Annotated in this window: 9 protein-coding genes and 2 pseudogenes; 6 read left to right on the forward strand and 5 right to left on the reverse strand. The window is 60.0% G+C overall.

Going from position 1 to position 13,733, the window contains the following annotated elements; genetic code table 11:
* Window positions 1-95: 95 nt before the first annotated feature.
* The gene (locus JWR98_RS26685; RefSeq protein ID WP_078731172.1) at window positions 96-2,546 is read right to left on the reverse strand and encodes a glycogen/starch/alpha-glucan phosphorylase; all 2,451 of its coding nucleotides are present in this window, start codon (window positions 2,544-2,546) and stop codon (window positions 96-98) included.
* Between the two features lie 226 nt (window positions 2,547-2,772).
* Between JWR98_RS26685 and JWR98_RS26690 the strand changes: the two genes are divergently transcribed.
* Entirely contained in the window at window positions 2,773-3,207 is a 435-nt protein-coding gene (locus JWR98_RS26690; RefSeq protein ID WP_003171132.1) for a YkgJ family cysteine cluster protein, read from the forward strand.
* Between the two features lie 192 nt (window positions 3,208-3,399).
* Here JWR98_RS26690 and typA read toward each other — a convergent pair whose 3' ends face one another.
* Window positions 3,400-5,220, reverse strand: a complete 1,821-nt coding sequence (gene typA, locus JWR98_RS26695; protein ID WP_003171131.1) for a translational GTPase TypA — start codon at window positions 5,218-5,220, stop codon at window positions 3,400-3,402.
* Between the two features lie 139 nt (window positions 5,221-5,359).
* Complete coding sequence (gene thiI / locus JWR98_RS26700) at window positions 5,360-6,814, reverse strand: tRNA uracil 4-sulfurtransferase ThiI (RefSeq protein WP_078822943.1); 1,455 nt, start codon at window positions 6,812-6,814, stop codon at window positions 5,360-5,362.
* Between the two features lie 334 nt (window positions 6,815-7,148).
* Between thiI and glnA the strand changes: the two genes are divergently transcribed.
* The 4 genes from glnA to ntrC all read left to right on the forward strand — a co-directional run bounded on the left by glnA (window position 7,149) and on the right by ntrC (window position 12,093).
* Complete coding sequence (gene glnA / locus JWR98_RS26705; protein ID WP_003171128.1) at window positions 7,149-8,555, forward strand: type I glutamate--ammonia ligase; 1,407 nt, start codon at window positions 7,149-7,151, stop codon at window positions 8,553-8,555.
* Between the two features lie 190 nt (window positions 8,556-8,745).
* On the forward strand, window positions 8,746-9,282 hold the full coding sequence (locus JWR98_RS26710) for a chorismate mutase (protein ID WP_078731169.1): 537 nt from the start codon (window positions 8,746-8,748) through the stop codon (window positions 9,280-9,282).
* 292 nt (window positions 9,283-9,574) lie between these two features.
* Window positions 9,575-10,660, forward strand: coding sequence for a nitrogen regulation protein NR(II) (gene glnL / locus JWR98_RS26715; protein ID WP_003171123.1), 1,086 nt, complete (start codon window positions 9,575-9,577; stop codon window positions 10,658-10,660).
* Entirely contained in the window at window positions 10,657-12,093 is a 1,437-nt protein-coding gene (ntrC, locus tag JWR98_RS26720) for a nitrogen regulation protein NR(I) (protein ID WP_141063103.1), read from the forward strand. Before glnL ends, ntrC begins: the two co-directional genes overlap by 4 nt.
* A gap of 429 nt (window positions 12,094-12,522) precedes the next feature.
* Here ntrC and JWR98_RS26725 read toward each other — a convergent pair whose 3' ends face one another.
* Window positions 12,523-12,963 (reverse strand): hypothetical protein, encoded by a 441-nt coding sequence (locus JWR98_RS26725; protein ID WP_078731166.1) that lies wholly within the window; start codon window positions 12,961-12,963, stop codon window positions 12,523-12,525.
* Between JWR98_RS26725 and JWR98_RS26730 the strand changes: the two are divergent.
* Window positions 12,962-13,416: pseudogene (locus JWR98_RS26730) on the forward strand (tRNA (cytidine(34)-2'-O)-methyltransferase). The gene JWR98_RS26725 and the pseudogene JWR98_RS26730 sit on opposite strands and share 2 nt — an antisense overlap.
* 127 nt (window positions 13,417-13,543) lie before the next feature.
* Here JWR98_RS26730 and JWR98_RS26735 read toward each other — a convergent pair.
* Window positions 13,544-13,733, reverse strand: a pseudogene (locus JWR98_RS26735) (protein-export chaperone SecB); the annotation flags it as partial.

A 13,733-nucleotide genomic window follows, 5' to 3' on the forward strand; every position in this document is an offset into this window, starting at 1 on the left:
GTCAGATACACCGCAAACGCAGCCTCGCCAAGGCTCGGCAGCTGCTACGGATTACCTATATCGGGAGCAAGCCCCCTTGTGTTGTATTGCGGTGTTTAGTCGAGCGCTTTCCAGATCTCCGTGGCGTACTCGCGGATCGTGCGGTCGGATGAGAACCAGCCCATCCGCGCCGTATTGAGCACTGCCGAACGCCACCACGCCTTGGAGTCGTGCCAATGCGCTTCGACCTTGGCCTGGGCGTCCCAGTACGAGTCGAAGTCGGCGCAGACCAGGAAGCGGTCGTAGTCGATCAAGCCGTCGATCAAGCCCACGTAACGGCCCGGATCATCCGGCGAGAACACCCCGCCACGGATCGCCTGCAGCACATCGCTCAGACGATGGGACGCAGCAATATCGGGCCCGGCGCTGAATTCACCGGCATGTTTACGCGCCTCGACCTGCTGAGCACTGAGACCGAAGATAAACATGTGCTCGGCGCCCACGCGCTCGTGCATCTCCACGTTGGCGCCGTCCATGGTGCCGATGGTCAGCGCGCCGTTGAGGCCGAACTTCATATTGCTGGTGCCGGAGGCTTCAAAGCCGGCGGTGGAGATCTGCTCCGACAGGTCCGCCGCCGGAATGATGCTCTCCGCCAGGCTGACGTTGTAGTTGGGCAGGAACACCACCTTGAGCAAGCCGCGTACGGTCGGATCGTTATTGACGGTGCGGGCGATGTCGTTGGTCAGCTTGATGATCAGCTTGGCCTGGTGATAACTCGCAGCAGCCTTGCCGGCGAAGATCTTCACGCGCGGCACCCAGTCGGTTTCGGGCTCGGCACGGATCGCCTGGTACAACGCCACGGTGTGCAGCAGGTTGAGCAACTGGCGTTTGTACTCGTGGATCCGCTTGACCTGCACATCGAACATCGCCGCCGGGTTCACCGAAATGCCCAGGCGCTCGTGGATGATCTCGGCCAGCGCCCGCTTGCTGTGCAGGCGCTGCTCGGCGAAGGCTTTGCGGAACGCCTGTTTCTCGGCGAAGGTTTCCAGCTCGCCCAGGCGCGTTTCCATATTGTCGAGGATGTCCGGCCCCAGGGCGTCCACCAGCATCGACGTGAGCTTGGGGTTGGCCTGGTACAACCAGCGGCGGAAGGTGATGCCGTTGGTTTTGTTGTTGATGCGCTCCGGGTAGAGCTTGTGCAGTTCGGAAAACACCGTGCTGCGCATCAGTTGGGTGTGCAGGCCGGACACGCCGTTGACGCTGTGGGAACCGAGGAACGCCAGGTTACCCATGCGCACGCGGCGGCCGTTGTCCTCTTCGATCAGCGACACGGCGCGCAGCACGTCGAAATCGTGGATACCCTTGGCCCGCAGCGAATCAATGTGCTGGGCGTTGATCAGGTAGATGATCTGCATATGCCGGGGCAACATGCGCTCCATCAAGCCGACCGGCCAGGTTTCCAATGCCTCGGGCAGCAGAGTGTGGTTGGTGTAGGAAAGCGTTTCGACGGTGACGTCCCACGCGGCTTCCCATGGGATGTCGTGCAAGTCCACCAATTGACGCATCAGTTCGGCCACGGCGATGGACGGGTGAGTGTCGTTGAGCTGGATGGCGGCGTGTTCGCCCAGGCTCAGGACCGAGCCGTGCATGTTCTTGTGGCGGCGCAGCAAGTCTTGCAGGGAGGCGGAGACGAAGAAGTACTCCTGACGCAGACGCAGTTCTTGCCCCGCTTCGGTGCTGTCGGCCGGGTAAAGCACACGGGAGATGCTTTCGGCGCGGGCCACTTCGGCAACCGCGCCCAAGTGGTCACCGGCGTTGAAACGTTCCAGGTGCAGGTCTTCCACCGCTCGTGCGCGCCACAGGCGCAGGGTGTTGACGCTGGCGCCGCGCCAGCCGACCACCGGGGTGTCGTAGGCCACGGCACGTACGGTTTCGTTGGGCGACCATACCTGGATCAACTTGCCGGAGGCGTCCGCCACGGTTTCGACGCTGCCGCCAAAGCCGATCGGGTAAATCACCTCGGCGCGCTCGAATTCCCACGGGTTGCCGAAATCCAGCCAGCGTTCGGTCTGCTCCTGTTGCCAGCCATCGACAATCGCCTGGCGGAACAAGCCGTGTTCATAACGAATGCCATAGCCATGGCCGGCAATGCCCAGGGTCGACATGCTTTCCATGAAGCACGCCGCCAGGCGGCCAAGGCCACCGTTGCCGAGCGCCGCATCGGGCTCCAGCAGGCGGATGCGTTCCAGGTCGACGCCCAGCTCCGCCAGGGCATCGCGAGCGATCTCCAACACCCCGAGGTTACTGAGGCTGTCGTAGAGCAAGCGGCCGATCAGGAATTCCAGGGACAGGTAATAGACCCGCTTCTGGCCTTTGCGGTAGATACGCCGGGTGTGGTCCATCCAGTGATCGACCATCTGGTCGCGGGCGGCCAGGGCGATGGCTTCGAACCAGTCGTGGTCGAAGGCGTGATCGGGGTCCTTGCCCACCGCGTAGGTGAGTTTGGTCAAGACGGCATCGCGAAATGCGGCTACCTCTGCTTCTCGTGCAAGTGGTTCCTGAGACATCAATTGCGACCTCGGGCGAGATAGAAGGAGTTGCTAGAGCCTAGACGGTCTGACAAACGGCAGAGGCTGCGGTTCGTCAGTTTTTTAACTCATTCATCAATGCGTGAATTAGATGCAGGGGCCGTGCCCGATCATGGCCGAAGATGAAATCTCGAAAATATTGTTCAAAAAACCACCAATCCCGGTATGATCGCGCGCCCTGATACCGCCTCACCCTGGAACCTTGATGAAGCCTCAACTGATCGCCGCCGCGGAACTCGACCGCCTCGAAACCTGGCAGAAATACTCCGCCCACATGTGCGGTGGCTGCGTATCCAGCTGCTGCACGCTGCCGGTTGAAGTGAAGATCAAGGACCTGATCCGCATTGGCATCGTCGACGAATTCGAGCGCGGCGACCCGCCGAAGAACATCGCCAAGCGGCTGCAAAAGGAAGGCATCGTCGAGCGCTACAACTCCAAGTCGGAAATTTTTACCCTGCAGCGCATGAGCAACAACGATTGCCTGTATCTGGATCGTAAGACGCGCTTCTGCACTATTTATGACAAGCGCCCGGATACTTGCCGCAACCACCCCAAGATCGGGCCGCGGCCGGGGTATTGCGCGTACAAGCCCAAGGAAGTGGTGCGCGAGACCAAGTTCAAGACCCTCGATAAATTCTGACCCGGGTTTTGTGGCGCTCTTGAGGGCATCATCGGGGGCAAGCCCCCTCCCACACTTGAATGTGTTCACAGATCAAAATGTGGGAGGGGGCTTGCCCCGATAGGGCCGGCACAGCCACCACACAAACAGCAGACATAAAAAAACGCCCCCGGCCTTTCGACCGGGGGCGTTTTTCATTCAGCCTGAGTTAACTCAGTTCTTGGCTTTCTTGGCAGCGCGGGTACGCTCGCCTTCGTCCAGGATCTTCTTACGCAGGCGGATCGACTTAGGCGTGACTTCGCACAGCTCGTCGTCCTGGATGAATTCCAGGGCCTGTTCCAGGGTGAAGCGAACAGGTGGAACCAGAGCGATGGTTTCGTCTTTACCCGAAGCACGCATGTTGTCGAGCTTCTTGCCTTTGGTTGGGTTGACGCCCATGTCGTTGTCACGGCTGTTCAGACCAACGATCTGACCGTTGTAGATCTCTTGACCGTGTTCAACGAACAGCTTGCCACGCGCCTGGAGGGTTTCCAGGGAGTAGGTCAGCGCCTTGCCGGTTTCTACCGATACCAGTACACCGTTCTGACGGCCGGACATGTCGCCGGACTTCATGGTGTCGTAGCGATCGAAGATCGAGGTCAGGATGCCGGCACCGTTGGTCAGGGTCAGGAACTGGTTACGGAAACCGATCAGACCACGCGCAGGGATGTTGTATTCCAGACGTACACGGCCCTTGCCATCCGGCACCATGTTGGTCAGGTCGCCCTTACGCAGGCCCATCTCTTCCATGACCTTGCCCTGGGATTCTTCAGGGGTGTCGATGGTGACGTTTTCGAACGGTTCCTGCTTCACGCCGTCAACGGTACGGATGATCACTTCCGGACGACCAACACCCATTTCGAAGCCTTCGCGACGCATGGTTTCGATCAGTACCGAGAGGTGCAGCTCACCACGGCCGGACACTTTGAACTTGTCAGCCGAGTCGCCTTCTTCAACGCGCAGAGCAACGTTGTACAGCAGCTCCTTGTCCAGACGCTCCTTGATGTTACGGGAGGTCACGAACTTGCCTTCTTTACCGCAGAACGGCGAGTCGTTTACCTGGAAGGTCATCGAAACGGTTGGCTCGTCAACGGTCAGAGGCTTCATCGCCTCGACGTTGTCCGGCTGGCACAGGGTGTCGGAGATGAACAGCGAGTCCATGCCGCTGACGCACACGATGTCGCCGGCAAAGGCTTCTTCGACGTCGATGCGGTGCAGGCCGTGGTGACCCATCAGCTTCAGGATACGACCGTTACGCTTCTTGCCGTCGGCGCCGATAGCCACAACCGGGGTGTTCGGCTTGACGCTGCCGCGAGCGATACGGCCAACGCCGATAACACCCAGGAAGCTGTTGTAGTCCAGTGCCGAGATCTGCATCTGGAACGCGCCTTCACGGTCAACATTCGGCGCAGGTACGTTGTCGACGATCGACTGGTACAGCGGGGTCATGTCTTCAGCCATGTCGGTGTGGTCAAGACCAGCAATACCGTTCAGGGCCGAGGCGTAGACGACTTTGAAGTCCAGCTGTTCTTCGGTGGCGCCCAGGTTGTCGAACAGGTCGAAGATCTGGTCCAGAACCCAGTCCGGACGCGCGCCTGGACGGTCAACCTTGTTGATGCACACGATCGGACGCAGGCCGGCTTCGAAAGCCTTCTTGGTCACGAAACGGGTTTGCGGCATAGGGCCGTCTTGAGCGTCAACCAGCAGCAGAACGGAGTCGACCATCGACATTACGCGTTCTACTTCGCCGCCGAAGTCGGCGTGGCCCGGGGTGTCCACGATGTTGATGTGGTAGCCGTTCCAGTTGATGGCGGTGTTTTTTGCCAGGATGGTAATACCGCGCTCTTTTTCCTGGTCGTTGGAGTCCATCACGCGCTCGTCGTTGAGCTCGTTGCGCTCCAGGGTGCCGGATTGACGCAGGAGTTTGTCTACCAGGGTGGTTTTACCATGGTCAACGTGAGCAATGATGGCGATGTTACGTAGATTTTCGATCACTTGTGTATCTCGATCAGAGGATTCGGTGTGCTGACAGGTCGTGGCAGCGATTAACAGTAGAGTCAGGCCTTGCCGTTACAGCTTGACGGCAGAGTCGGGGGGCCGGTGACGCAGGCCACAGGCAAACAGCCCCGGGCTCTTAGCTCGGTCGATAAACGCGCACATTGGCATGCCCCTCACTGAGCAAATGGTGGGCATGCAGGCGACTCATCACGCCTTTGTCGCAATACAGCAGGTACTGACGGCTGTTATCCAGTTCCTTGAAACGCGCGTTCAATGCATAGAACGGCAGCGTTTGTACGTCGATGCCGGCGATGTCCAGCGGCTCGTCCTCAGCGGCATCCGGGTGACGGATGTCGATGACGATCTGGCCGGCCAGGGCTTCGCTGACTTCTTCGATCTGCACATCCTGGCCCAGTTCGTCGATCACTCGATCGATCGGGACCAGTTTGGCGTTCTCGAGCGCACGCTCCAGAATCGCCATGTCGAACTGTTGTTCTTCGTACTCCACGCGGTGACGCTTGGCGTGGGTCTTGGGGTTCACCGAGATGACCCCGCAATATTCAGGCATATGCTTGGCGAAGTCGGCGGTGCCGATTTGTTCTGCCAGGTCAATGATGTCCTGCTTGTGGCTGGCGATCAGCGGGCGCAATACCAGCTTCTCGGTCACGCAGTCGATCAGCGACAGGTTCGGCAGCGTCTGGCTGGATACCTGGGAAATCGCTTCGCCAGTCACCAGCGCGTCGATCTGCAATTGATCGGCAATGCGGGACGCAGCGCGCAACATCATACGCTTCAATACTACGCCCATATGACTGTTATCGACTTTACCGAGAATTTCGCCCAGCACTTCCTCGAACGGTACGCTCACAAATAGCACGCGTTGGGAGCTGCCGTACTTCTTCCAGATAAAGTGCGCGACTTCCATCACGCCCAATTCATGTGCACGCCCGCCCAGATTAAAGAAGCAGAAGTGGCTCATCAGGCCGCGGCGCATGATCTGGTAGGCCGCCACCGTGGAATCGAAACCGCCGGACATCAGCACCAGGGTCTGTTCCAGGGCACCCAGCGGGTAGCCGCCGATGCTGTTGTGCTGGCTGTGGATCACAAACAACCGTTGGTCGCGAATTTCCATGCGCACTTCAATTTGCGGCGCTTTCAGGGAAATTCCAGCGGCGCCACACTCGCGACGCAGCTTGCTGCCGACATATTTCTCCACGTCCATGGAGCTGAACGGGTGCTTGCCGGCACGCTTGCAGCGCACCGAAAAAATCTGGCCGGCAAGGGCGTTGCCGAAGTGCAGCTTGCATTTTTCAGTGATGTCGTCGAAGTCGCCCAACGGGTACTCGTCGACCTGCAGGAAATGCGCGATGCCCGGCATGCAGCTCAGGCGCTCGGTCATGTCCTTCAAGGCTTTGGCGTCGGTCAGGCGGGTTTCCAGCTCGAGGTTGTCCCACACGCCATTCACCACCACAGCCGGGTCCAGATCGCGGAGCACGGCACGGATGTTCTTGGCCAACTGACGGATGAAACGCATCCGTACCGGTCGGCTCTTGATGGTGATTTCGGGGAAGACTTTAACGATTAATTTCATGGAAACAGCGCGCGCCGGGCCTGCTGAAAAAGGGGGGCGCGGATTATAGCGGAAATCGCTCAAGGTTTAACCAGTTAATATGCACCTCCGCCGCAACGCACTAAAGAGGTGCGCTTGCAGGCAATGGCGCCACATTGCGGTGCGCTATTTTTTGGCTTTTGTCGCTACGCACCTTTATAGGGTCGCTTTTGGCGCAAAAAACCCATGTTGGCGCACTGGCATGCAATTTGCTCTCTTGTGAGGCAGGTTGCCATGGCGGACTATCCGCGCCGGCATCACCCACATTCTAAGGGCTAACTCCACTACCCCAGCCCGAAGCCACCCGGAGGACACTATGTCGAAGTCGGTTCAACTCATCAAAGATCATGACGTTAAATGGATTGATCTGCGCTTCACGGACACCAAAGGCACTCAGCACCACGTGACCATGCCGGCTCGCGACGCGCTGGATGACGCTTTCTTCGAAGAAGGCAAAATGTTCGACGGTTCCTCCATCGCCGGCTGGAAAGGCATCGAAGCCTCCGACATGATCCTGATGCCGGATGACAGCACTGCCGTGCTGGATCCGTTCACCGAAGAACCGACTCTGATCATCGTCTGCGACGTGATCGAGCCTTCGACCATGCAAGGCTACGACCGCGACCCACGTGCGATCGCCAAGCGTGCCGAGGAATACCTGAAGTCGACCGGTATCGGCGACACCGTATTCGTAGGCCCGGAGCCAGAGTTCTTCATCTTCGATCAAGTGAAGTTCAAGTCCGATATCTCCGGCTCCATGTTCAAGATCTACTCCGAACAAGGTTCGTGGATGTCCGACCAGGACGTGGAAGGCGGCAACCATGGCCACCGTCCAGGTATCAAAGGCGGCTACTTCCCGGTTCCACCGTTCGACCACGACCACGAAATCCGTACCTCCATGTGCAACGCCATGGAAGACATGGGCCTGGTCATCGAAGTGCATCACCACGAAGTGGCGACTGCCGGCCAGAACGAAATCGGTGTTAAGTTCAACACCCTGGTGGCCAAGGCTGACGAAGTTCAGACCCTGAAGTACTGCGTACACAACACTGCCGTTGCCTACGGCCGTACCGCTACCTTCATGCCCAAGCCACTGTACGGCGATAACGGTTCGGGTATGCACGTTCACCTGTCCATCGCCAAAGATGGCAAGAACACCTTCGCTGGCGAAGGTTATGCCGGCCTGTCCGACACCGCCCTGTACTTCATCGGCGGCATCATCAAGCACGGTAAGGCCCTGAACGGCTTCACCAACCCGTCGACCAACTCCTACAAGCGTCTGGTCCCAGGTTTCGAAGCACCGGTGATGCTGGCCTACTCGGCTCGCAACCGTTCCGCCTCGATCCGTATTCCTTACGTGTCCAGCCCTCGCGCTCGTCGTATCGAAGCACGTTTCCCGGACCCGGCAGCCAACCCATATCTGGCCTTCGCTGCCCTGGTCATGGCTGGCCTGGACGGCATCCAGAACAAGATCCACCCTGGCGACGCCGCCGACAAAAACTTGTACGACCTGCCGCCTGAAGAGGCCAAAGAGATCCCACAAGTGTGCGGCAGCCTGAAAGAAGCCCTGGAAGAGCTGGACAAGGGCCGTGCGTTCCTGACCAAAGGCGGCGTGTTCAGCGACGACTTCATCGACGCATACATCGAGCTCAAAAGCGCAGAAGAAATCAAAGTGCGCACCTTCGTACACCCACTGGAATACGAGCTGTACTACAGCTGCTGATCCGGTAGCGCTGCTTAAGGTGGCGTGATGCGAAAAGACCTCCCTCGGGAGGTCTTTTTTTGCCTGAGCGATAGTCATGGCGTCGTGCGAGCAACCGCACAAGATAAGGTAGCCTCTGACTGACGCAACGCCCAACCTGCCAACCCAATCAAAAATGTGGGGCTTGCTCCCTCCCACAAGGAGATCACCCTTGAAGCATCGATTTGTGTTCGCCCTGTTGTTTATCAGCGCCACCGCCAGCGCCGCGCCGCCCACCCTGCAGCCACTGCTCGACAGCATCGCCGAACGCCTGCAGATCGCCAACCAGGTGGCCCTGAGCAAATGGGACAGCCACAAAGCCGTGGAAGACAAAAAACGCGAGCAAGAAGTGATTGCCAGCGTCGTCGCCCAGGCACCGAGCTACAAGCTGGCCCCCGCAGCGGCCGAGCAGTTTTTTGCGGCGCAGATCGAGGCCAACAAGCTGGTGCAGTACAACCGCCTGAACGATTGGCAGCAGATGGGCAAGGCGCCCGACCTGCCGCGTCCGGACCTCAGCGGCCAGATCCGACCCCAACTCGACCAGTTGCAAAAGCGCCTGCTGCAACAACTGGCCGACTTCAGCCCGCACCGAAAAGACCCGCAGTGCCCACACTGGGTAGCCCTGGCCACCCTGGAGCCGATGCACGAGCCGCTGATGCAGATTGCGATGGCTCGCGCCACCGGCGAGCTGTGCATCCACCCAGACTGACGCTGCAACCCCATCAAAACCAAACTGTGGGAGGGGCTTGGTCCTCCCACACCTTCCTGAACAACCTTCACAAAACCGCACTATCTTGGTGCGATAGACTGCACCCTACCCACCCATTCAACCCATTTTGGTTCGAAACTTCCCGCAAAGGCTGGCAGAACGCCACAGTTTCGCGCCTAAAACCCCTATTTCAGGCCTCCGGCGCTTCTTTTCGGAGCCTTGGTTTGGTTTTTGCATTTTCCTTGTATCAGCGTGTGCCTCAAGCCCGCGCCTTGCTCCAAAAGAGGTCCTGATGACCATCAGCGATGCACTGCACCGTTTGCTACTCGACAACCTGACCACCGCGACCATCCTGCTCAATGACGACCTGCGTCTTGAGTACATGAACCCGGCGGCGGAGATGCTGCTGGCCATCAGTGGCCAGCGCAGCCATGGGCAGTTCATCAGCGAATTGTTCACCGAGTCGGCCGAGGCCTTGAGCTCGTTGCGCCAGGCGGTGGAGCAGGCTCACCCGTTCACCAAGCGCGAAGCGATGCTCACCGCCCTCACCGGCCAGACATTGACCGTCGACTACGCCGTGACCCCGATCCTGAGCAACGGCGCCACCCTGCTGCTGCTCGAAGTACACCCCCGCGACCGCCTGCTGCGCATTACCAAAGAGGAAGCGCAGCTGTCCAAGCAGGAAACCAGCAAGATGCTGGTGCGCGGCCTGGCCCATGAGATCAAGAACCCGCTGGGCGGTATTCGCGGCGCCGCGCAGTTGCTGGCCCGCGAGCTGCCGGAGGAGCATCTCAAGGACTACACCAACGTCATCATCGAAGAAGCCGACCGCCTGCGTAACCTGGTGGACCGCATGCTCGGCTCCAACAAGCTGCCGTCCCTGGCGATGACCAACGTGCACGAAGTGCTGGAGCGCGTCAGCCAGTTGGTCGAGGCAGAAAGCCAGGGCTGCATCACCCTGGTGCGCGACTACGACCCAAGCATTCCCGACGTGTTGATCGACCGCGAGCAGATGATCCAGGCGGTGCTCAACATTGTGCGCAACGCCATGCAGGCCATCAGCAGCCAGAACGAGCTGCGCCTTGGCCGCATCAGCCTGCGCACCCGCGCCCTGCGCCAGTTCACCATCGGCCATGTGCGTCATCGCCTGGTGACCAAGGTCGAGATCATCGACAACGGTCCTGGCATTCCCGCGGAACTGCAGGAAACCATTTTCTTTCCCATGGTCAGCGGCCGCCCGGACGGTACCGGGCTGGGCCTGGCCATTACCCAGAACATCATCAGCCAGCATCAGGGCCTGATCGAGTGTGAGAGCCATCCGGGTCACACCACGTTCTCGATCTTTCTGCCACTGGAACAAGGAGCCCCTTCGACATGAGCCGTAGTGAAACCGTCTGGATCGTCGATGACGACCGTTCCATCCGCTGGGTCCTCGAGAAAGCCTTGCAACAGGAAGGCATGACCACCCAGAGCTTCGACAGCGCCGACGGCGTAATGAGCCGCCTGGCACGCCAGCAGCCCGACGTGATCATCTCCGACATCCGCATGCCCGGCGCCAGCGGCCTGGACCTGTTGGCACGGATTCGCGAGCAGCACCCGCGCCTGCCGGTGATCATCATGACCGCGCACTCGGACCTGGACAGCGCTGTCGCGTCCTACCAGGGCGGTGCGTTTGAATACCTGCCCAAGCCCTTCGACGTGGACGAGGCCGTGGCGCTGGTCAAGCGCGCCAACCAGCACGCCCAGGAACAGCAGAACCAGGAAGCCCCACCGGCCCTGACCCGCACCCCGGAGATCATTGGCGAAGCGCCGGCGATGCAGGAAGTGTTTCGCGCCATCGGGCGGTTGAGCCATTCCAACATCACCGTGCTGATCAACGGCGAGTCGGGTACCGGTAAAGAGCTGGTGGCCCACGCGCTGCACCGTCACAGCCCACGGGCGGCCTCGCCGTTTATCGCGCTGAACATGGCGGCGATTCCGAAGGACTTGATGGAGTCCGAGCTGTTCGGCCACGAGAAAGGCGCGTTCACCGGCGCGGCCAACCTGCGTCGCGGACGCTTTGAACAGGCCGACGGCGGCACGCTGTTCCTCGATGAAATCGGCGACATGCCGGCCGACACCCAGACCCGCCTGCTGCGCGTACTGGCGGACGGCGAGTTCTACCGCGTGGGCGGGCACACACCGGTCAAGGTCGATGTGCGCATCATCGCTGCGACCCACCAGAACCTGGAAACTCTGGTGCACGCGGGCAAGTTCCGGGAGGACTTGTTCCACCGTCTCAACGTGATCCGCATCCACATCCCGCGCATGTCCGACCGTCGCGAAGACATCCCGACCCTCGCCCGCCACTTCCTCAGTCGCGCCGCCCAGGAGCTGGCCGTCGAACCGAAGCTGCTCAAAAGCGAAACCGAGGAATACCTCAAGAACCTGCCGTGGCCCGGCAACGTGCGCCAGCTGGAGAACACCTGCCGTTGGATCACCGTGATGGCGTCCGGGCGCGAAGTGCATATCAGCGACCTGCCGCCGGAGCTGTTGAGCCTGCCGCAGGACTCGGCCCCCGTGACCAACTGGGAACAGGCGCTGCGCCAATGGGCTGACCAGGCGCTGGCACGCGGCCAGTCGAACCTGCTGGACAGTGCCGTGCCTGCCTTTGAACGGATCATGATCGAGACCGCGCTGAAGCACACCGCCGGCCGCCGTCGCGATGCCGCGGTGTTGCTGGGCTGGGGCCGCAATACCCTGACGCGCAAGATCAAGGAGCTGGGGATGAAGGTCGATGGTGGGGATGACGATGAAAGCGACGACGCCTGAATCTCAGCTCCACTGAAAATCCAATGTGGGAGGGGCGGTGCACCGCTTCAATGCACCATGAACCGGCATCGGGCATGGATCCAGCGCCTGAAATCTCAGAGCCTCTGAAAAAAACCTGAGTCCCAAAAACACCAAAGCCCCGTATTCCGGGGCTTTGCGCTTTCTGAAAAGATTTTTTGGCACATCTCGACGAATCTGGCACGCGCCCTGCAATAACCCCAGTACTACCCAGTTTTGGGGACCTTGGTACAGGCAGGCCGAGAATCCCCCTCTTTACACCCGGAGTGCTTGATGCAAACAGCGTCGCCCTCCACACCGCTTTGGGGAACCTCGGTACAGGCAGGCCGGGAATTCCCTCTTTAACACCGAAGCCCTTGGCTTCACCCCGTTTTGGGAGCCCTGGTACAGGCAGGCCGGGAACTCCCTCTTTTATTGCTCCTGGAGATGGATCTCCAACCGCCAACGGTCATCGACCTCCTCGCCTTTCCACTCCCCGCGCAATGGCCGAGCCGCCACCAGGTTCAGCAGCAAACCAGCATCGGTCTTGCGAATGCGCCAGTTCACGTCCTTGTCATTGACCTTGAGTTGCCCACTGGCGGCCTTGCCCTGGGCGTCAAACAGCAGCGCAACCGTGCCGTCGATGTGTTCGCCGTGCAATTTAGGCTCGCTGTTGAACCACACCACCACGCCGTCCGTCACCGTCTCCAGTTGTTGCAGCTCCACGGGGTCGGGGATGGTCAGGCGGCCGATCATCAAGCCCACCATCAGGCCGACAATCGCCAAGGAGCCCATGACTTTGGGCAATAGCTTCGGCCTTGGGTCGTCTTCAGGGGTAGAATGCAGCGCATCTTTGCCTTCGGAGCCGTGCATGTTTCACGTCATCCTTTTTCAACCAGAAATTCCGCCGAATACCGGCAACGTTATCAGGCTGTGCGCCAACAGTGGCTGCCACCTGCATTTGATCGAACCCTTGGGCTTTGACATGGACGACAAGCGCCTGCGCCGCGCCGGGCTCGACTACCACGAGTACGCCACGCTCAAGCGCCATGCCGACCTGGCCAGTTGCCTGGAAAGCCTGGGCCACCCGCGCCTGTTCGCCTTCACCACCAAGGGTTCGCGGCCGTTCCATGATGCCAGTTTTGCCGAGGGCGACGCCTTCCTGTTCGGCCCCGAGAGTCGCGGACTGCGGCCGAAGTGCTCGATGCCCTGCCCGATGGCCATCGCTTGCGCTTGCCGATGCGCGAGGGTTGCCGCAGCCTGAACCTGTCCAACACCGTGGCGGTGGCCGTGTACGAAGGCTGGCGCCAACTCGGTTTCAAATAACACACATAGCAAAATGTGGGAGGGGGCTTGCCCCCGATATAGGCGGGTCAGTCAACATCTATGTGACTGATCCACCACCATCGGGGGCAAGCCCCCTCCCACATTGGGTTCTGCGTCGGGTTCGAGATTACTGAACCGTCGACGAACCTTCCTGTTGCATGCGCTGCAGCTCTTGCGCGTACAGGGCATCGAAGTTCACCGGCGCCAGCATCAATGCCGGAACGAGCCACGGGTAACCAGGCTGTCCAGGGTCTCGCGGGCATACGGGAACAGGATGTTCGGGCAGAACGCGCCCAGGGTGTGGCTCATGGACGCTT

Origin of the sequence: Pseudomonas lactucae (assembly GCF_016937615.1) — a bacterium.
Classification (GTDB): Bacteria; Pseudomonadota; Gammaproteobacteria; order Pseudomonadales; family Pseudomonadaceae; genus Aquipseudomonas; species Aquipseudomonas lactucae.

Coding starts and splice junctions, on each gene's coding strand:
- glnL (WP_003171123.1), top strand. CDS start 9,575: ATGACCATCAGCGATGCACTGCACCGTTTGCTACTCGACAACCTGACC.
- ntrC (WP_141063103.1), top strand. CDS start 10,657: ATGAGCCGTAGTGAAACCGTCTGGATCGTCGATGACGACCGTTCCATC.
- thiI (WP_078822943.1), bottom strand. CDS start 6,814: ATGAAATTAATCGTTAAAGTCTTCCCCGAAATCACCATCAAGAGCCGA.
- glnA (WP_003171128.1), top strand. CDS start 7,149: ATGTCGAAGTCGGTTCAACTCATCAAAGATCATGACGTTAAATGGATT.
- JWR98_RS26725 (WP_078731166.1), bottom strand. CDS start 12,963: ATGCACGGCTCCGAAGGCAAAGATGCGCTGCATTCTACCCCTGAAGAC.
- JWR98_RS26690 (WP_003171132.1), top strand. CDS start 2,773: ATGAAGCCTCAACTGATCGCCGCCGCGGAACTCGACCGCCTCGAAACC.
- JWR98_RS26685 (WP_078731172.1), bottom strand. CDS start 2,546: ATGTCTCAGGAACCACTTGCACGAGAAGCAGAGGTAGCCGCATTTCGC.